Consider the following 20566-nt stretch of genomic DNA (forward strand, 5'->3'; position numbering starts at 1 on the left):
GCGCAACTTATGTCGGACACTCCCACGCACACCGGAGTCCGGGCAATCTTCCTCAGCTACGCGCGGGAGGACGCCGAGGCGGCGCGCCGTATCGCCGAGGCCTTGCGCGGCTTTGGCCTCGAGGTGTGGTTCGACATGAACGAGCTGCGTGGCGGCGATGCTTGGGACAGCAAGATCCGCGGCCAGATCAAGTCGTGCGCCCTGTTCGTGCCGCTGATTTCGCAGCGCACGGAGGAACGCACGGAGGGTTACTTCCGCCGCGAGTGGAAGCTCGCCGTGGACCGCACGCACGACATGGCCGGCGGCCGGACCTTCATCGTGCCCGTGGTGATCGACGACACCGCCGAGGCCGAGTCCGCCGTGCCCGAGGAGTTCATGCGTTACCAGTGGACACGCCTCGTCGGCGGCGAACCGACGCCCGATTTTGTCGCGCAGGTGAAGCGCCTGCTCGAGGCCCCGCGCAAACCCACGCTGAAGGTCGAGCACGCCAAGCCGCCCACGCTGTCGCCCTTCCTCAAGGAAGCCGCCGCCAAGGCCTGGGAGGCGAAAGAGCAGGCCGCGGTGACTCAGAAGCGCAGCCGCTCCCGCTGGACCGTCGGGGCGCTCGTCGCCGTGGTCATCGGCGTGGCCGTGGCGATGGGCGTGTTCCGCCGACCGGCCCCAGCCTCCAGTCTCCCGTCTCAGGCTTCCCCTCCCGCAGCGCCTGAACCCTCCTCCCTGCCCTCTGCTCCCGCGGCGAAGCCGGCCGACAAATCCATCGCGGTGATACCCTTCACCAACATGAGCGAGGAGAAGGACAGCGCGTTCTTCACCGACGGCATCCACGAGGACATCCTCACCAACCTCGCGCTCGTGCGCGAGCTGCGCGTCGTCTCGCGCACCTCGGTCATGGCCTACCGGGCCACGACCAAGCCCATGAAGCAGATCGCGCAGGAGCTGGGCGTAACCTACATCCTCGAGGGCAGCGTGCGGCGCGCGGGCAACAAGGTGCGCGTCACCGGCCAGCTCATCCACGCCGCGACCGACGAACACGTCTGGGCCCAGTCCTACGACCGAGACCTCACCGACGTTTTCGCCATCCAGGCCGAGCTTTCGCAGCAGATCGCCGCCGCGCTCAAAACCGCGCTCTCGCCCGAGGAGAAGGCCCTGATCGCCCGCAAACCCACGGAAAATCCCGCCGCCTACGATCTGTTCCTCCGGTCCCGCGATTTGAGCAATCGCGAGGGCGCGAATCTCGCGACGCGGCAGCGGCGCGTCACCCTGTTGGAAAGTGCCGTGACGATGGACCCGAAGTTTGCCCAGGCGTGGGGGGAACTGGCCGCGGCCAGCGCCTTCCTCGTGTTTGGCAATGCCCCGGGACGCGACGCCATTCTGGCCCGGGCCAAGCAGGCCAGTGAAAAAGCCCTGCAGCTGGCGCCCGAAGATCCGGATGTGATCGGCAGCTACGGCACCTATCTTTACTATGGTTTCCGCGACTATGCCGGCGCTACGGCGCAATACCGGCGGCTGGCGGCGCTGCAGCCGAATTCGCCCGTCGTCTATAATTCCCTCGCCTTGATCCAGCGCCGGCAAGGCCAGTGGGCCGAGTCCCTCGCGAACGCCCGTCGTGCGAGCCAGCTCGACCCCGGCAATCTTCAATATTGGCGCAATCTCCTGGCCACACTCCGTTACGGCCGCCGTTGGCCCGAGGCAATCGATGTCCAGAACCGCATCGCCGCGATGTTGCCGGATGTGCTCCTCGAGAAATTCGAGGTGGTGAAGATGCAGGCTCGCGCCACTGGTTCCTTCCGCGAAGGCGAGGAATTCTTCCGGGCCATGTCCCGCGAGGAACTTGAGTCGCCGGAGATCTTAGCGTTGCGCAAGGACTGGGCCGAATTTACCGACCAGCTGGAGGAATTTGTCCGGCTGGACCGGTTGTCGCCCTATTTCGACGGCTACGGGGTGCCCCGCTCCATGCAGGCGCTCCGCGCGGCGCTGAATTATTACCTGGTCGGCGACAAGGCCGGAGCCGTCGCCCGGCTGGGCGAGCACACAGCCGAGATCCGGAAGCTCGCCGAGGCCGAGCCGAACAATGTCCTGGCGCAGATGAGCGTGGCCACCTTGGAGCTGATCAACGGCCGGCCGGAGGCGGCGCGCCGCCAGGCGGAGAAGGCGGCCGCCTTGCTGCCGGAAAGCAAGGACGCCCTCGAAGGGCCGCGCTGGTCCATCCAGCTGGCCATGTTTTGCGATCTCACGGGCGACCATGAGCGGGCGCTCGCCGAGTATAAGCGCCTGCTCTCTGTCCCCAGCATGCTGAGCGTCGAGGGCCTGAAGTTGGACAAGCACTCGCTGAGCCCGGCCCTCCGCAAGGATCCACGTTTTCAGGCCCTGCTGGCCGACCCGAAGAACAACGAGCCGCTGTTCTGACCATGAGCGACACCGGCAAAGCGGTTTTCCTGAGTTACGCCCGCGAGGATGCGGCGGCGGCCCAGCTCATCGCAGGCGCGCTGCGGGGCTTCGGCATCGAGGTCTGGTTCGACATGAGCGAGCTGCGCGGCGGCGACCAGTGGGATGCCAAGATCCGCGGTCAGATCAAGACCTGTGGCCTGTTCGTCCCGGTGATCTCGGCGACAACCCAGGCCCGGGACGAGGCCTATTTCCGGCTGGAGTGGAAGCTGGCGGACGACCGTTCGCACCTGATGGCGGCGGGCAAGTCGTTCATCGTGCCGGTGGTGATCGACGGCACCCCGGAGACGGGCGCCACCGTCCCCGATTCTTTCAGCCGGGCGCAGTGGACCCGCTTGCCGGGTGGGCAGCCCACGACCGCCTTCATCGAGCAGGTCCGGCGGTTGCTGGAAGGAAAGGGAGCCGCCCCCATGCGTTCGAATCCGCCGATGCACCCGGCGGCCGCGCCGGTTCCCGCGAAAAAGGGCGTCCCCGGCTGGACCTGGGGTGCGCTGATCGCCGTGATCATCGGCGTGGCCGTGGCGCTGGGTGTGTTCCGCCGACCAGCCCCAGCCTCCAGTCTCCCGTCTCCGGCTTCCACTCCCGCTGCGCCTGAACCCTCCTCCCTGCCCCCTGCTCCCGCGGCGAAGCCGGCCGACAAATCCATCGCGGTGATCCCGTTCACGAACATGAGCGAGGAAAAGGACAGCGCGTTCTTCACCGACGGCATCCACGAGGACATCCTCACCAACCTCGCGCTCGTGCGCGAGCTGCGCGTCGTCTCGCGCACCTCGGTCATGGCCTACCGGGCCACGACCAAGCCCATGAAGCAGATCGCGCAGGAGCTGGGCGTGACCTACATCCTCGAGGGCAGCGTGCGGCGCGCGGGCAACAAGGTGCGCGTCACCGGCCAGCTGATCCACGCCGCGACGGACGAGCACGTCTGGGCCCAGTCCTACGACCGCGACCTCACCGACATCTTCGCCATCCAGGCCGAGCTTTCGCAGCAGATCGCCGCCGCGCTCAAGACCGCGCTCTCGCCCGAGGAGAAGGCGCTGATTGCGCGCAAGCCCACGGAAAACCCCGCCGCCTACGACCTGTTCCTCCGCGCGCGCGACATTCTCAACCGGGAGAACAACACCATCGCGGCCCGCCTCCGGCAGATCGCGTTGCTGCAGCAGGCCGTGGACTTGGATCCTGCCTTTGCCCAGGCGTGGGGGGAGCTGGCGGCCTCGTGCGCCTACGGATATTTTCTCAGCTACCCCGACATGGACGCCTATCTGGCCCGGGCCAAGGTGGCGATCGAGCGGGCCGTCAAGCTGGCCCCCGAGGATCCGGAGGTCATCGGCAGCCTCGGCACCTACCACTACTACGGCTTCCGGGATTATGGGCGGGCGACCGAACAATACGAACGACTTGCCCGGCTCCAGCCCAACTCCCCGGTCGTCTTCAGTTCCCTCGCCCTGATCCAGCGCCGGCAGGGGCAATGGGCCCAGTCGCTGGCCAACTCCCGCCGGGCCTGCGAGCTGGACCCGGCTAATATTTTCTTCCTTCGCAACCATATGGCCACGCTGGTGGCCGGCCGGCGCTGGGACGAACTGCTGGCCGCCCATCGACGCCTCATCGCCCTGCTGCCCGACGACGAGGAGGCCGTGGGCAGCCTCGCGCTGGCCACCTTCCTCGCCACCGGCTCGACCGCGGAGGGCGACGCCCTGCTCGCCTCCTGGCCGCGGGAAAAGCAGGAGACTCCGGAAATCATTGCGCTGCGACTGCGCTGGGCGGCGCGCAAGGGCGATCTGGCGGAGGCCATCCGCTTGGCCAAGCTCCAGCCCCTCTTTGAGGGCAACGGGGTGCCGCACTGGATGCAGGCCGCTGACCAGGCCTATCTTTATTTTGCTGCGGGCGACCGGGCCGGAGCGATCGCCCGGCTGGGGGACCATCCCGCCCAATTGCGCGACTTGGTGGCGAAGGAGCCGGCCAACCTGAACTACCTCACGAACCTGGCCGACATGGAGGCCATGCTCGGCAACAAGCAGGAAGCCCTCCGGCTCGCCGAACGCTACGTCTCCCTCCTGCCGGAATCCCGGGATGCGCTGGACGGGGCCCGTTATGCGATCAACCGCGCGACCGTTTACGACTTGGTGGGAGAAAAGGAAAAAGCGCTGGCCGAATACACCCGGCTCCTGAAGGTGCCGTGTCCCAACGGCCTGAACATTCACGTGATTAAACGGGATTGGAGCTCGCTGCGCGGCGACCCGCGCTTCGAGGCCCTGCTCAACGACCCGAAGAACAACGAACCGCTGTTCTGAGCGCCGGGAAGGGAATCGCACCGCGAAACGCTCCACCGTGATGCCTGCCGTAAAAAATGTCTGACGCAGGCAAAGCCGTTTTCCTGAGCTACGCCTCGCAAGACGCCGAGGCGGCGAAGCGCATCTGCGATGCCCTGCGCGCCGCCGGCATCGAGGTCTGGTTCGATCAGAACGAGCTCGTCGGCGGGGATGCCTGGGACAGCAAGATCCGGCGCCAGATCAAGGAGTGTGCGCTGCTGATCCCGGTGATTTCTCAGACGACGCAAGCGCGTCGCGAAGCCTATTTTCGGTTGGAGTGGAAGCTCGCCGATGAGCGCACGTTCCTGATGGCCCGGGGCACGCCTTTTCTCCTCCCGGTCACGATCGACGGCACCGACGACCGCGAGGCGCTCGTGCCCGACTCCTTCCTCGCCGTGCAATGGACCCGCGCTCCGGGCGGCGAGTTGCCCGCCATCTTCGCGGGACGTGTGCGACAGTTGCTCGACGGCAGCCCGCCGGTCGGATCGAGCCGTTCCACCCCGCCGCTGTCACCCGCTGCGCCCGCGGGCGTCCATCGCCGCCGCTGGCTCATGCCGACGTTGGCCGTCGCCGTCCTCGCGGCCGGGACGTTGACCTTCGTTTTTTGGGCGCGTCGGGAGCCGGAGAATTCCGCCGCGATCGCGCCGGCGGCGGCGAGCCCCGTCGCGGCGGGACCCAGGGCAGCCGCCCGCGAGCTGGCGAAACGCGCCCGGGAGGTATCGAGCGCGATCGGCGCGACTGCCCCCGCCTTGCTCGCTGCGGCCAAGGATGCGGAGCGGGCCGCGGCAATGGAAGAGACGGATGGAGAGCTCTGGGCCAGCAGCGCGCTTGTCGACATCGCCCTCTACGAGCGCTGGATCGACTATTCGGATGCGCGTCGCGAGAGCATCAATGCCAAGCTCATCAAGGCCAAGGGCCTTGCGCCTGAAGCGCCGCTCACGCGTTATGCGGAGGCGAAGCGGCTCATTCGCATTGGCCCCAATGCCGCCAGTACCGAGGCGGGTCTCAAGCTGCTCGAGGCATTGCGCCGGGAGAAACCCGCGGAAATATCCCCCGATGGAATACTCGGGATGATCGGCGTCGCTCAGCAGGTGCAGGGTCGGTTGGAGGAGGCGGCCCGTACGCTCGACGAGGCGGGGCCCAATTGGGCCAACGCCGCAAGCTGGGCCTGCCTGCTCAACGGTGACACGGTGCAGGCCCTGGCGATGGCGCAGCGCCAGACTTCCGTTGATCCGGTTGGCGGCCTGCAGCAGGAGGCTTATGTGCAGTTCAGCCGCGGTGATCTGGAAGCGCAGCAGCAGGTGTTGAACCGGATGCCGCCGGAGGCGCGCTTCGGGGACGTTCCGCTGGCGATGGACCTCTACTTTGCTTACGTCCGGCGCGATGGCGACGCCCTGCTCCGTCTGGCCCGCGCCTACCCGGCGGCTAACGTGGCCTGCTTTTATTTGCCCGGGGGCCCCCGCGGTTTCTACGTTGGCCAAGCATACTCTTGGCTGGGACGTTCTGAAGCGGCCCGGGAGGAGTGGGCCGCCGTGCTCCGTCAATTGGACGAAGCCCGGGCGCGGAAGGCCGAATCAGAGGAAGAGCGCCTGATGCGCGTCCAGGTGCTGGTCCACCTCGAGCGACGGGCCGAGGCAGCGGAGGAACTGCGGATCCTTCGTCAGCGGGAGTTGGGTTTTTGGATGCGCCCGTCCATCGTGGAACTGCTGGCCCTGCTAGGTCGACCGGACGAGGCTCTCGACGAAATGGAGCGCGAGTTGACCCGAGAGCCAACGGATCGCTGGTTGTCCCACCCGCGATTCCGCTTCGACCCTGCGCTCGAGCCGCTGCGGTCGCACCCCCGCTACAAGCAGATCCTTGCTGCGACGTTGCTGAAGGGTGTCAAGCCCCTGGAAATCAAGCCATGAGCGATTCCGGCAAAGCCGTTTTCCTCTCCTACGCCTCGCAGGATGCCGAGGCGGCTAAGCGGATTTGCGAAGCGCTCCGCGCCGCCGGGGTCGAGGTCTGGTTCGACGCGGAGGGCGGGCTGGAGCATGGCGACGAGTGGGACGCGAAGATCCGCCGACAAATCAAGGAGTGCGTGCTGTTCCTGCCGATCATCTCCGCCAACACGCAGGCGCGCGAGGAGGGTTACTTCCGCATCGAGTGGGACCTCGCCGCGGAGCGGGCCCGGGGCATCGCCAGCGGCGTCGCCTTCATCCTGCCGGTGGTGATTGACGACACGAAGCAACCCGACGCCTTGGTGCCCGACCGCTTCCGCACGGTGCAGTGGACGAAGCTGCCCGGAGGCGTCGTCCCGCCCGAGGTGCTGCAGCGCCTGCTGAAGCTTTGGTCGCACCGCACCGGCGCGCTGAAGCATCAGGCGGGATCGGGTGATGCCCGGGGCGAGAGCCGAGATTTGGCTCCCGGCGAGGCCCGGCTGGACCGACCCGGCGGCCGCACCTATGCGGCGATCGCAGCGGCCCTCTTCGCGCTCGTGGCCGTCGTGGGCTGGTGGCTGCTGCGGAGCCCGCGGCCAGGTCCGGCACCGGCCGCCGCCCAAGCCACGGAATCGGAGGCCCGCCGACAGGTTTACGAGGCCCATAGACTGGTGCAAAGCCCCGAAGGCGTCACTCGCGAGAGACTCGCGGCCGCGGATGAGATGTGTCGTCGCGCCCTCGCCTTGGACTCCCTGGATCCGGTCGTCCTCGCGGTGGCCGCGCGCATCGACGCGAACTGGGTGTTTTATCAGTTCGACAAGTCCGAGGAACGAAAACAGCAGGCGGCCAGCCGGGCGGAACGCGCTGCGGTGCTGGCGCCGCAGGAGCCGATGGTCCGGCTGGCCCGGGCCCAGGTCTTTGCCTGGGTCATTGGCACGCCGTCGATGCAGGCGGAAGCGGAGCGCATGTTCCGCGAGCTGAGCGCGGTCGAGGAGGTCGCGTCTGCGGCGAACCTCATGCTCGGGATCCTGCTGCGCGATTCGGGACGCACCGGCGAAGCGGCCACGCTCTACGAGAAGATTGGCGATCTGCACAACGCGGGGTGGGCTTATCTGGGGGCCCAGCGGCCGGAGGACGCCGCGCGGGTGATCGAGCGCCAGCTCAAGGACGGTCACAACCGCAATGCCCTCGTGCAGAAGCTGGTGCTAAATCTGAATTTTCGGGAGGATCTCCACGCGGTGGGCGAGGTCATCGCGCAGTTTACTCCGTCCGACCTGCAACAAGACAGCCCGGCGGGCTTGGCTTTGAATGGATTGCTGGCCGGCCGTAACGCCGACCGCCTGCTCGAGGTGGTGAACGGATTTCCGCGCGAGGTGATGGCGTCACCCGGCTACCTGGCCCCCAAGCGCGTTTTCTCGGGCTGGGCCCACCACCTCGCGGGACGGGCGGAACTGGCGCGAACGGAATGGAGCGCGGCGCTCGCAACCGTCCAGGAGTTGCGGCGTAACCGGACAGACGATGTGACGCTCTTGCTCTGGCAGGCCCTGCTGCAAAGTCGCTTGGGGCTCGAGGCGGAGGCCGATGCCACCGTGCACCTGATCCGCAGCGTCACGCCCGTCCCGACGCCAGGGCTGATTTTGAGGGTGGAACTGAGCGTGAACGCCGCGCTGGGGCGGACGGAGCGGTTTTGGGCGACGCTGGCCGCGGGCAAGCTGCCGGCCGACGAGCGCACACCGACCCATTCCTGGCTGCGGTTCTCACCCGATTTCGATGTCTTGCGGGCGGACCCGCGCTTCCAGGCCTTCCTGCGCGAAAACCTGCCCCCGGGCGCCAAAGCCGTGGAGCCTGTGCCTGCTCCTACTCCTTCCTCCCTGCTCCCTGCTCCCGCGCGGCCATCCATGGCTGACGACAAATCCGTCGCCGTCCTCGCCTTCGCGAACCTTTCCGACGACAAGGGCAACGAGTATTTCTCCGACGGCATCAGCGAGGAGCTGATGACGGTGTTGCAGAAGATTCCGGGTCTGCACGTGGCGGCACGGTCCTCGGCCTTTTCCTTCAAAGGCACGAAGGCGACGGCCCAGGAAATCGGGGCGAAGCTCGGCGTGGCGCACCTCGTCGAGGGCAGCGTGCAGAAATCGGGTGGGCGGGTGAAGATCACCGCGCGCCTGAGCCGCGTGACCAATGGCGAGGAGCTATGGTCGAAGAGTTTCCCGGCGCAGGAGCTGAAGGATGTTTTCGTGGCGCAGGAAGAGATCGCGCGGGCGATCGTGGGTGAGTTGCGCGAGCGGCTCACCGGGGCGCTGGACGAGAAGGCGAGTGGGGAAATCGCGGCGCTGGTGCGCGCGGCGGAAAGGGGCGGCACGCAGGATCCGGAGGCGCAGGAGCTGTTCCTGCAGGGGCGCTTCGCCGCGCGCGAGATTTCGGTCGAGGGCGCCGCCCGCGCGGAGAATTTCTACCGCCGGGCGACGGAGCGCGACCCCAAGTTTGCGCGGGCCTGGGTGGGTCTCGGGGAATCGGTATTCTGGCAGGCCAGCAACGCCGTGGGCCCACGAACGCTTGACCAGGCCGCCGAGGACGCCCGGCGCGCCATCCAGCACGCCCTCGCGCTTGAGCCCGAGCTGCCCGAAGGGCTGCTCGCGCTCGCCGGCATCCAGTATTCCTACGATCTGGACGCGCAGGCTGCGCGGGCCACGGTCCACCGAGTCCTGGCGGTGGCTCCGACCGCGCCAGTCCTGGCCGCTGCCGCGGGCCTGGAATCGGCCCAGGGGCACCAAGAGGCGGCGCTCGCTCTCGCCCGCCGGGCGGTGGCACTCGACCCACTCGATGAATTCGCGCGTGAGACCCTGCGTGCGGTGCTCTTCAATTTGGGCCACTTCGACGAGCTACAGGCCGAATGGCGGCGGGCTTTGGCGGCGAGTCCCGATATGGCCTTCCTGCACGGTGAACTCGCCCGCTGGGCGATCCTGGAGGGCCGGTGGGATGAGGCGGAGCGGGCGGTGGTGCTGGAGAAAGTGGAGTGGTCGCGGGATTACCTGCGGATAATCCTGCTCTGGCGGCAGGGACGCAAAGCCGAGGCGGAGGCTCTGCTGCCCACCTACGAGCAGAACCACGCCGGCACCGCGGCCTACCAGATCGCCTTGGTCTACGCCGACCGGGGCGATCGGGAGCAGGCGTTCGCCTGGCTGGAGCGGGCTTACCGCCATCACGATGGCGGGATCATGGGCCTGCGGGTGAACCCCTTTTGCAAATCACTGCACGGCGACCCGCGCTGGCAGCCACTGCTGCGCAAACTGGGCCTGGCGGAGGAACAGGTGAAATGAAAACCCCAATCCAAGGCAGTTTGCCGCGGCTGGTGTGGATCGCACGGATCCGAGCCGCCGGACTTTCACCGGAGGAAACCGCGGGAGCAGCAGGAGGGTTTCCCACCCTCTCCGTTGGCTCCATTACCTTCTGTAAGCGGATTGGAGTAATAGCATGAGCGAATCCGGCAAAGCCGTCTTCCTCTCCTACGCCTCGCAGGATGCCGAGGCGGCGAAGAGGATTTGCGAGGCGCTCCGCGCGGCCGGAGTCGAGGTCTGGTTCGACCAGAACGAACTGGTGGGTGGCGATGCGTGGGACCAGAAGATCCGCAAGCAGATCGGCTCTTGCGCACTCTTTGTGCCGATCATCTCCGCCAACACGCAGGCGCGGGCGGAAGGGTATTTCCGGCTGGAGTGGCGGCTGGCGGACAAGCGCACCGAGCTGATGGGCAAGTCCAAGGCCTTCCTCTTGCCCGTGAGCATCGACGATACGCGCGACAGCGAGGCCGACGTGCCGGATTCCTTCCTCGCCGTGCAATGGACCAAGCTGCGGGGTGGGGAAGCAACGCCTGCCTTCGTGGCGCGCGTGCAGAAGCTGCTCGACGGCGGGACAAGCTCCCGCGAGTCCGCCTCGCGCCCGCCCCTGCCTGAATGGGAGGTGGGACGCCCCCGTCCTGCACAGCGTGCACGCTGGCCCTGGATCGCGGGCGCGCTCGCCGTGCTCGCAGCCGGCTACGTGGTGTTCACCACCCTGCGCCGTCCGCCGGGCGACGCCGCGCCGGCCCTCAACTCTCCGGAAGGAACGCCGCAGAAGTCCGCCGCGCCCGCCGTTCTTGACCTCAAGGTTGCCGAGGCACGGGCGTTGATCGCGAAGGCGCTGCCCTTGCATGAAAATTTGGGCGGGGCCACGCGCAGCGATTTCGAACTCGCGGGTGACCTGTTCAAGCGCGCCCTCGAACTTGCCCCGCTCGATGCGGAGGTGTGGGCGCACTATTCGTGGTTCTGCATGAATTTTTCCGGCATCGGTTTGGATCGCACACCCGAGCGGGAGGCCGAGGCCAAGCGGGCGGCGGACCGGGCCTACAAACTTGATCCGGCTCTGCCGATGGCCCGGATGGCTTGGGCCAACTATTATCGCCGGCAGGAGACTACCCGACCCGAGGCCATCCGGATCCTGGCGGCCTTGGCCGAAGAACAGCCCCAAAACAGCAGCGTCCTGCGAATCTATGCCCTCGCGCTGGATGCGGCCGGCCGGGCTGAGGAAGCTCGCCAGGCCTACGAACGCGCCACCGCCACTCCCGGCGGCGATGCCCGCGCGTGGGCGCAGTTGGGCGACTGGCATTACCGGCATGGCGACCCTGCCGCCGCCTGGACGGCCTACCAGCGCTCCCTCGAGGTCAAGCCGGTGCCCCGGGTGTTGCTTGGGGTGGCGCGACTGCAGATGTCCGAGTTGGGCGATCTGGCCGCCGCCCAGCTAACACTGCAGCGGGTGCCCGGCGAGTTCATGCAGGAGGAACAAGCGATTGGCACCGCGGCGGTCCTTGCGCTTTGGCAGCGCAAGCCCGAGGAAGTCCTGCGGCTGCTCAGTGCCTTTCCGCGCGATTACCTCGAAGCGGGTAATTATCGGAATTTGTCCGCGGCGAAATCGACTCTCATCGGCATGGCCCAATGGCTCGCGGGCAAGCCGGATCTCGCCCGGCTCGAATGGGCCGAGGCGCTGCGCGTGATTGAGCGGCGGCTGGAGACCCGGCGATCCGTGTTGGAACTGCACTGGGACCGCACCCTGTTGCTCGCCATGCTGGGGCGGAAGTCCGAGGCCGAGGCGGCGCTCAAGCTCTACCTGCAGGTGCGGCTGGGAAGTTCGGTCCCGGCCAATCCCACCGACTCCCCGCTCAAGGCCCTGATCCATGCGTGGTCGGGCGAATTGGACGCGGCTTTCGCCGCCCTGGGTGACAGGAAGGTCACCCCTTGGTTGCGCTACAGTCCCGAGTGGGAGCCGCTGCGGGCCGATCCCCGTTTTCAGGCGCTGCTAGCAAAAGCAGACGCATCCGCCGCCGCTTCTCCCTCCGCCCCGCTCCTTGCTCCCCCGAGTCCACCGCCGGTGGACTCGAAGTCCATCGCCGTGCTGCCGTTCGCCAATCACAGCGACGACAAGGAGAGTGGTTATTTCGCCGACGGGGTGCATGAGGATGTGCTGACCAACCTGGCGAAGATCTCCCAACTCAAGGTCATCGCCCGCACCTCGGTCATGGAGTATCGCGCCACCACGAAGAAGATCCCACAGATCGCCCGGGAGCTCGGTGTGGCCTACCTGCTTGAGGGCAGCGTGCGGCGTGCGGGCAATCGGGTGCGGGTGGTCTGCCAGCTGATCGATGGGCGCACGGGCCAACACGTCCTCGCACCCGATCCCTTCGACCGGGATCTCGCCGACATCTTTGCCATCCAGTCCGAAATCGCCCAGGGTATCGCGGCCAAGCTGCAGGCGGTCCTGGCCCCGACCGAAAAAGCGACGTTGGAGCGCGCGCCCACCGCCAATCTCGTGGCTTACGAACTTTATCTTCAAGCCCGGGAAATCTGGGATCGGTCACCCGATCAACGAGCCGGAGAGGAACAAGCGCGACCCTTCCTGGAACGAGCGGTGCGGCTCGACCCGAACTTCGCCATGGCGTGGCAGGGATTGGGTTATCTCCATCTCCGCGCTTATTTTCGTTACGACCAGAGCGAATCCCGGCGCCTTTTGGCCAAGCACGCGATTGAGAAAGCCCGCGAATTGGACCCCCGGGACGGCGTGATTTTCGCGCTGCAGACCAACTACTGCATCGACGTGCGGGATCTGCCCCGGGCGAGGCAGCTGGCGGCCCAGCTCGAACGCGAGCATCCGTCCCTCGCGGTGACCTGGCACGTGCTGGCCCGGCTGAGCATCCGCGATGACAACATTCGCGCCGCTCTGGAGTATTACCGTCGGGCGCGAAGCCTGGATCCGCGCAACGTGGCGGTCTTGGAATCACTGACGACATCCCTGGCCACCGCCCGGCGCTACGAAGAGGTGCAGGTCGTGCTGCGCGACGCCGGGGATTTGGTGGAAAAAGCGACGCAGTTGTTGTGGAGCCGCACCGTTCTGCCCTATTACGCAACCGGCTCCACCCGCGAGATGGATGAATTGGCCGGTCGGCTGGCTCCCGACGCGGCCCGGGGTGACGCCCGGGCGCTCTCTCTGTTGACCGGCTTCGCCAGTATTCGGGGGGATGCGGCGGAACTCGTCCGTCTTTGGGAACAGCATGGCTCGACGATCACGGTGTCGGGCGGCGATGGAACCTTCACCGTGGCCGTGGCCTTGCTCATTCAGGGTCAGCCCGAGCGCGCCCGGATCCTGTTGGAGAAGGAACGGGCCCGCTACCGGGAGCGATTGGCCTCCCGCCCCGACAACATCGAGAATTGGTTCTATCTGGCCGCGACGCACGCTGTGTTGGGCGACAAAGAAGGCACCGCCGCCGTGAAACGCGAAATGCTGGCCGCCAATCCGGGACTGACCCGGCGGGGGCTGTGGCGCTACGAGGAATGCATGCTCTTCGCCTGGCTGGGCGACAAGGACGCCGCTCTCGCCGACCTCGCCGAAAGACTCGACGAGGGTCCCGCGCCTGGAGCCACCATCGTCCTGCGTTGCGGGTTGCGTTTCCGGCCCCTGCAGGGCGACCCGCGCTTCGAGGCAATGCTAGCCGATCCCAAAAACAACGCCCCTTTCTTCTGATGAGCGACTCCCCCAAAGCCATTTTCCTCTCCTATGCCTCCCAAGACGCCGAGGCGGCGCAGCGGATTTGCGAGGCGCTGCGCGCCGCCGGGCTGGAGGTGTGGTTCGACCGCAACGAGCTGGTCGGGGGCGACGTGTGGGATCAGAAGATCCGCAAGCAGATCAAGGAGTGCGCGCTGTTCGTGCCGATCATCTCGGCGAACACCAACGCCCGGGCCGAAGGCTATTTCCGGTTGGAGTGGAAACTCGCCGTGGACCGCTCGCACCTGATGGCGGATGACCAGCCTTTCCTCTTTCCCATCGTGGTCGGCGATGTGAACGACGCCACGGCCCGCGTGCCCGACAAATTCCGCGAAGTGCAGTGGACGCGCCTGCGGCTCGACGAAACGCCCGCCGAGCTGGCCGCACGGGTGACGAAACTCTTGAGTGGGGAGGCCTTGGAGGCGGGACGCCCCCGTCCCGCAGACCGGGGCGAGGCGGCGTTCGGAGAACCCGCCCTACAGCGCAAGAACCGCAAGCGCGAGCGCCCCGTCTGGTTGCGGCACGCGTGGTCGGTGCTGGCCCTGGCGATTGTGGGCTACTACGCCCTGCGGCCCCTTTGGCGCGAGCGCCGGTCCGAACCGGAAACCGTGTCCGTTGCGCCGGCTTCACCCGTGGTCGCGGCGCCCAAACCTTCCGAAGCCCACGAACTCGTGACCAAGGCCCGGGCCCTGTTTGTCAACCGGCTCGACACGACGCGCGACGATTGCGCTCTGGCCGAGGACCTGCTCAAGCAGGCGCTGGCAAAGGATCCGGCGGACTCCGAAGCTTGGGCCGCGACTTCGCATCTGCATGCTTACGTGCTCCTGCGCCGCTGGGACAACTCCGACGTCCGGCGCGAATCGGCCCGGCAGGCGGCGCAGCGGGCGGTCCGGCTCGACGCTCAATCCTTCGAGGCCCGGCTGGCCTACGCCTTTATGCTCGGCGACACCGAGGCAGAGGGCGCGGAGAAGGAACGGCTGTTGCGGTCGCTCCGCGGTGAGCAGCCGAAGGACCAGCGCCTGCTGCGGGCGTTGGCGCAAACCCTCAACCGGCTGGGCCGAATTGACGAGGCCACCACCTTGCTCGATGAATCGGCCGCCCTGCCCGGGGGTGATGCTCTGGCCCTCTACGACAAGAGCTTAAATTTTTGGTTCGCGGGCCGGACCGTGGAGGCCGAAGCGGCGATACAGGCCTCGCTGGCGCAGAGACCGTTCACCGGGGCGCAGCTGATTGCGGCGTGGTATGCCGTGGATTTGCACGGTGATCTGGCGGGCGCACGGGCGCTTCTAGCGCGGATTCCACCGGCGGAGATGCAGGAGGACAGGGCGGCCTTCTTTGCCTACTACGTGGAAAAGCTGGCGCGCCAGCCCGACGCGGCGATCGCCCGGTTGCAGGCGGTGCCCCGGGACTGGCTCGACGACGCCTGGTATCGTGGACCCAAGGCCCGGCTGGTCGGCGACGTCCTGCACGCCGCACGCCGGCCGGCCGCCGCCGCCGGGGAATGGCGCTTGGCGCTCAGGCAGGTGGACGAGCGGCTGGAGGCCAATCCCACCGAGGCCGGGTTGCTCATCCATCGCGCCCAATTGCTCGCGCGTCTGGGTGAAAAGCAGGAGGCTCTCCGGCTCCTGGGCACGCTGAGCGAACGCTATAGTATCGATCCGGTGGGTGACGTGCCCGTGTGGGTGACCAACCTCAATTCATGGCTCGGGCGCAAACAGGACGCCCTCGCACAGATCTCCCGCGCTTTGAAAAGCGACCGGCGCGCGGTGAATTATACCGCGGCTTCACTGCGGCTTGATCCTTCGTTTGATCCCCTGCGGGAGGAGCCAGGATTCGCCGCGCTCATCGCCGAGGCGGATAGGATCGAGCAGGCGGCGGCCCTCGCCGCCCGCCCGACCCGCGACTGGCCGAAGAATCCGGAGCTCAAGCGGGCCATCGCGCTCATCGAGGGCCTGGACGCGATTCCCGACGACCTCGCCCTCGCCGAGCAGATCGTGAAGCCGATCGTCGAGCGGTCGCCCACTGATCTGGAGGCGGTGACCGTGATGGCGCGCGTGCAGGCCCAGTTCATGCGCCGCGGCTTCGACCGGAGCGATGAACGTTCCGCCCAGGCCCGGCTTTATGGCGAACGCGCCTTGCAGCTCGATCCCAACGAGCCCGAGGCCATGTTCGCGGTGGCGACCTATCTTTTCAGCCGGGCCACGGGCGATACCCGCGCCGAGCGGCTGCTGCGGCGGGCCATGGAGGTTGATCCCGCCAATCCGCGGCCCGGCCGGATGCTGGCGGATTTGCTGAACGTGATTCCAAGCCGCCGCGCGGAGGCCATCGTCCAATCGCAGGAAAACGTCCGGCGCTTCCCGAATGACGCGCTGACGCGCTACGATCTGGCCCGGCACTACAAGGACCAGGGGCGCTACGAGGAATCCGACCGGGAGCTGGACGCGACCCTGGCCCTGGCCCCGCTGCCCAATGCCATCGCGTGGAAGGCACGCTTCCAGTTCGGTCTGCGCAACGATCTCGCGGGCATGAAGCGCTGGCTCGACCAGGTGCCCGAGCGGGTGCGCGGCACCGAGCGCGCGGTGTTCGGCTACTTTCTCTACGCGGCCTTCGGCGGGGATGCGGAGACGGGCCTGGCGGCGCTGCGGTCGTTCACGCTGAAATGGTTCACGGATTTCGAGTATGCCGGCCCGACCGCCCTGCTGAATGCCTGCCTGTTGGAGCGGCAGGGGAAAACCGAGCTGGCGCGTCAGCAATATGAGGCGGCCCTGCTGGAAGCCCAGCGCATGAAGGTGACCGATCCGACCCGGATCTGGCTCAACCACGCGGAATTCTGGCCCCTGCTCGGGCTCGGAAGAAAGGAGGAGGCCAAGCTGCTCTTCCAGCGTCTGATCGAGGCCCAGGCCAGGCCCTATTCACAAAGCTTGGTCAACGGCTGGTGGTTCACGCTGATTCCCGGTGCGCTGTTGCTGGGGGAGCGGGATACGGCGCTGGAACTCCTGCGCGAGTCGGTCGCCACCCTCCCGGAAAGCCGGGCGTCCTTCCGCGTGCGTTTCCAGCTCGACCCGCGCATGGCGCCGTTCCGCGACGACCCGGAAATCCAGGCGATCCTGGCGGAGCCGGGGGTGAAGTAAGTCACAAGGTGGAACGCACTGCTCCCCAGTGCGTTTGTTTGGGAACGAGCGAAGACGAAGAAGAAGCGCGTTGAGGGCAACGCGCTCCACCTGCAGACTTGAAAGCGCTGCGTAGCGTTAGCAGCCTTGGCGCGTGGATCAGTATCCACAGCGCTTGGGCCACAAGACACCGGCCTGGGTGCCGTCCGGTGCGCTGTTTCATATCAGAATCCGAATCGGTAAGCAGCAGTCCGCGCCACTTACCCAAGCCGAGCTCTCGGCTGCCTTGTTGGGTTCAGCCGCCCATTATCATGGACTCGGCCGCTGGTGGTGTGAGTTGTTCCTGCTCATGCCTGATCATCTCCATGCGTTGATCCGATTCCCGGCCGAGCAAGGCATGTCGCGCACAGTTCGCGACTGGAAGCGCGGAGCGGCACGATTTCACAGGGTTAGCTGGCAGGAGAATTTCTTCGATCATCGGATTCGTGATGGTCGACAGGCTCTTGAGAAGTGGCACTACATCCGGCGCAATCCCGTTGTGAAAGGATTGTGCGCCCACGAAGACAATTGGCCTCATTCGTGGGCTCCGTCGCGGGCGGAAGAAGCGCGTTGAGGAGCAACGCGCTCCACCGCGTGAGCAGTTTCAGGCGGAACGCACTGCTCCCCGGTGCGCTGGTTTGGGAGCGGGCGAGGTCGGAGAAGCAGCGCGTTGGGGAGCCATTTCGGCAGGCTCAAGGCCCTGAGCTCGTCGAACGGGCAACGCGCGCCACCCTCAATCCTTCGCGGTCTGGCCGGCGAACGTTTCCAGATACTTCACGATATTGGCCTGCTCCTTTGCGCGGAGGCGGAGGCGCAGGGCGAGGCGCTCGCTGGCCTTGGTGATGTTGACCTCGCTGAACTCGGTTTTTCGGGCCGGGTCGAGGAGGAAGGCCTTGAGCTGGTTGAACAGCGGGGGCTCGGCGCTGGCGGCGACATTGATGAGTTCAGCGGTGTATTCCGGCGGCGCCTTGGCGGCGATGGCGTCCCAGTGCTCCATCACCCACGCCACCGCGAGCTCGCGCAGGTCGGGGTCGCCGCCGACCCGGTTCACCACGCGCAGAAATTCGGTCGAGTTCATCGCCGGCGTGAGTGACCAGGCGAGCGCTTCCCGGGCCAGCGCCGGTTCGTGGAAGCTGCCCAAAGCGCCGATGAGCGACGAACGGAAGGCGGGCGTCTGCGGCTTCTCGAACAGGGCCTGGAGCGCGGCGAGGTAGGCTGCGTCGCCATGGTAGGCGGTGATGCTCAGCGCGGTGCCGCGCAGCGTCGGATCGACCTGAGCGGGGTTCGCGAGACAGAGCGCGGCGAGACGGCGACACTCGGCGACGATCGCCGGGTCGGCGCCGGTGTAGCCGAGCGCGCCATAAAGCGTCACCCGCAGCGGCCCATGGGACGCCGGCTCGTCGGGTTTCGGCTGGAAACCGAGGCGGTCGAGGATCGGGCGCAGGATGGCGCGGCGGTAGGCATGGTAGGCCTCGCGCGAGGCGTCGTTGATGAAAGTGTTGTCGAGGCCGGCGACACTGCCCGAGACGACGGCGTTGACGTCGGGGTCGAGGTCGCGGGCAAAGGCGGTCACGTAGGCGAGGTAGTCATTGCCGTCGATCAGCCCGGCGCTGAAAAGGGCGGACACGTTGTCGAGCAGGCCGACGCGTTCGATGGGCGCCAGCAACGCCGCCTGGCGGGCGAGGCGGGCGTTGAGCTCGGGTGAGAGGCTCCAGCGATAATAACCGGATTCGTCGGAGTTCGGGTAAATCCAATCGGCTTCGGCGAGTCCGGGGATGCGGACGAGCTGGGTGGATTCCGTGAACAGGATGCGCTCGCGGTGGATTTCGCCGTGCCGGCTCCAGTTCAGGATGACCGGGATGCGCCACTGGCCCGGCAGCTGGGGATCGCCGAGATTGTTGAAGCGACGCTGGGTCAGGCGAAGCTGGCCGTCGGCCTCGAGGGCGACGCTCACGAGCGGCACGCCGGGCTGCTCAATGAAACTGGCGAGCATGCCGGTGATGTCATCACCCGAGGTCGCGCTGAAGGCGTCCCAGAGATCGTTGGCCACCGTGTTGCCCCAGCGGTGCTTGAGGAAATAGGTGCGCATGGCGGCGCGGAACTGCTCCGGTCCGATCCAGTTCTCGACCATGTCGAGGATGCCCTTGCCCTTGTTGTAGGTCAGCACATCGGCGAGTTGGGCGAGGTCGGTCTCGGCCGTGACCTTGCGGCGGATGGCGGTGACCGAGGGCAGGGCGTCGGTCCGCATGGCGGACTTCACCCCGCGGCTTTCGCTGATCTTCACGCGGAATTCCGGATACTGGTGCTCGACGATGCGGCCGGCGATCCAGTCGGCGGTGGACTCATTGAGCCAAAGGTCGTCCCACCAGGCCATGGTAACGAGGTTGCCATACCACATGTGCGCCATCTCGTGGGCGGTGGTGGTGGCGAGCCAGCGCCGGGTGGTGAACGGCGCCTTGGCCGAGTCCAGCAGGAGGCCGCGGTCGACCCAGGTGATCAGGCCGGCGTTTTCCATCGCACCATAGACGTATTCGGGCACGGCGATCTGGTCGAGTTTGGCGTAAGGGTAAGGGATGCCGAAGTATTCCTCGAGCCGGGCGAGAATCGGGGCCGCGACCTTGGCGGCCTCGGCGGCGAGCGCGCTCTGGCCCTTGGGGGTGATGATGCGGCCGGGCACGGAGAGACCGGGGACCGGCACGTATTCGAACGGCCCCACGGCCAGCGCCACGATGTAGCTTTGCATCGGCGGCGTGCGGCCGAAATGGATCGTCTTCCAGTCGCCGTCACGGGTTTCGTAGGCGACGGCGGCGTTGGTCACGGCTTCAAGCCCAGCCGGCACCGTCAGCGTGAGCTGCCAGGGAATCTTGAACGACGGCTCGTCCCAGCAGGGGAAGGCCCTGCGGGCGTGGGTGTCCTGCAGCTGCGTGAAGAGATACGGATCGCCGCGGCTCACGGTCTTGTAGAGGCCGAGCCCGTCGCGGGTGTAACGCGCGGTGTAGTCGATGGTGAGGCGGTATTGTCCGGCCCCGAGTTCGCGCGGGGCGGTCAGCGTCACGAGGCCGTGTTTGGCGTTGGTCACCTCGGCCGTGAGCGGGACGGAGTCGCCGTCGTTGTTGGCGAGCGTCGCGGTGCCAAGCACAAGGTCCTGCGCGTGGAGGCGGAAGCTCTTGAAAGGTTGGTTTGCGTGCAGGTCCACGAGCACGCGGCCGGCGTAGTCGTCCTTGGCCGGATCAAGCGTCAGCTCGACGCTTTGCGCGACGGGCACGACTTCGCGGGTGAGACGCAGCGGATCAACCGACTCCGCGGCGTAGGGCGAGGGACTGAGAAGCGGAAGGAGCAGCAGGGCGCCCAGACGGCGCAGGCAGAGGTGCATCCGGCTTATGACACAAGGCGTCATAAGGGAATCAAGCCTCGGATGGGAGGACATGACCAGGGAGGCGGGACTATCAGTCCCGCTGGTGGCCTGTTGCAGATCCTCTGCTCACGGAAAATGAACCCCGTCGCATTCCAGCTGGATCGCAACGGCCCGCAAGGCGGGCCTGCTAATGAAAAGTCCGGGGGCGTTGTAGGTATTTGATGCCAGGCCACACCCCGCCCTGCGGGCACCCCTCTCCAGAGGGGACCTCAAGCCACGCCGCCGAAAATCCCCTCTGGAGAGGGGTGGCGCGCAGCGCCGGGG

Annotated in this window: 8 protein-coding genes; 7 read left to right on the forward strand and 1 reads right to left on the reverse strand. The window is 66.9% G+C overall.

The features are described from left to right. Positions 1-9: 9 nt before the first annotated feature. The 7 genes from ESB00_RS02290 (at position 10) to ESB00_RS02320 (ending at position 17461) form a co-directional block, all read left to right on the forward strand. Positions 10-2406 carry a TIR domain-containing protein gene (locus tag ESB00_RS02290; protein WP_129046110.1) on the forward strand — a complete coding sequence of 799 codons (2397 nt, stop codon included), beginning with the start codon at positions 10-12 and terminating at the stop codon, positions 2404-2406. A gap of 2 nt (positions 2407-2408) precedes the next feature. Then, the gene (locus ESB00_RS02295) at positions 2409-4733 is read left to right on the forward strand and encodes a TIR domain-containing protein (protein WP_129046111.1); all 2325 of its coding nucleotides are present in this window, start codon (positions 2409-2411) and stop codon (positions 4731-4733) included. Between the two features lie 56 nt (positions 4734-4789). After that, a complete protein-coding gene (locus ESB00_RS02300; RefSeq protein WP_129046112.1) occupies positions 4790-6658 on the forward strand; it encodes a toll/interleukin-1 receptor domain-containing protein in 1869 nt (622 codons plus the stop codon). Beyond that, the gene (locus ESB00_RS02305) at positions 6655-9990 is read left to right on the forward strand and encodes a TIR domain-containing protein (protein ID WP_129046113.1); all 3336 of its coding nucleotides are present in this window, start codon (positions 6655-6657) and stop codon (positions 9988-9990) included. Before ESB00_RS02300 ends, ESB00_RS02305 begins: the two co-directional genes overlap by 4 nt. A gap of 154 nt (positions 9991-10144) precedes the next feature. Then, on the forward strand, positions 10145-13717 hold the full coding sequence (locus ESB00_RS02310) for a TIR domain-containing protein (protein ID WP_129046114.1): 3573 nt from the start codon (positions 10145-10147) through the stop codon (positions 13715-13717). After that, positions 13717-16869 (forward strand): toll/interleukin-1 receptor domain-containing protein, encoded by a 3153-nt coding sequence (locus ESB00_RS02315; RefSeq protein WP_164975986.1) that lies wholly within the window; start codon positions 13717-13719, stop codon positions 16867-16869. The genes ESB00_RS02310 and ESB00_RS02315 overlap by 1 nt, the downstream gene beginning before the upstream one ends. A 133-nt stretch (positions 16870-17002) precedes the next feature. Beyond that, positions 17003-17461, forward strand: coding sequence for a transposase (locus tag ESB00_RS02320; protein ID WP_164975987.1), 459 nt, complete (start codon positions 17003-17005; stop codon positions 17459-17461). Positions 17462-17620: 159 nt separating this feature from the next. Here ESB00_RS02320 and ESB00_RS02325 read toward each other — a convergent pair whose 3' ends face one another. Then, positions 17621-20260, reverse strand: a complete 2640-nt coding sequence (locus ESB00_RS02325) for a M1 family metallopeptidase (RefSeq protein ID WP_164975988.1) — start codon at positions 20258-20260, stop codon at positions 17621-17623. Positions 20261-20566 lie beyond the last annotated feature (306 nt).

This window comes from Oleiharenicola lentus (genome assembly GCF_004118375.1).
In the GTDB taxonomy this organism is placed as follows: Bacteria; Verrucomicrobiota; Verrucomicrobiia; order Opitutales; family Opitutaceae; genus Lacunisphaera; species Lacunisphaera lenta.

What these genes read in the sequence shown, in the direction of transcription:
- ESB00_RS02290 (WP_129046110.1), top strand. Translation starts at nt 10, where the DNA reads ATGTCGGACACTCCCACGCACACCGGAGTCCGGGCAATCTTCCTCAGC.
- ESB00_RS02295 (WP_129046111.1), top strand. Translation starts at nt 2,409, where the DNA reads ATGAGCGACACCGGCAAAGCGGTTTTCCTGAGTTACGCCCGCGAGGAT.
- ESB00_RS02300 (WP_129046112.1), top strand. Translation starts at nt 4,790, where the DNA reads ATGTCTGACGCAGGCAAAGCCGTTTTCCTGAGCTACGCCTCGCAAGAC.
- ESB00_RS02305 (WP_129046113.1), top strand. Translation starts at nt 6,655, where the DNA reads ATGAGCGATTCCGGCAAAGCCGTTTTCCTCTCCTACGCCTCGCAGGAT.
- ESB00_RS02310 (WP_129046114.1), top strand. Translation starts at nt 10,145, where the DNA reads ATGAGCGAATCCGGCAAAGCCGTCTTCCTCTCCTACGCCTCGCAGGAT.
- ESB00_RS02315 (WP_164975986.1), top strand. Translation starts at nt 13,717, where the DNA reads ATGAGCGACTCCCCCAAAGCCATTTTCCTCTCCTATGCCTCCCAAGAC.
- ESB00_RS02325 (WP_164975988.1), bottom strand. Translation starts at nt 20,260, where the DNA reads ATGCACCTCTGCCTGCGCCGTCTGGGCGCCCTGCTGCTCCTTCCGCTT.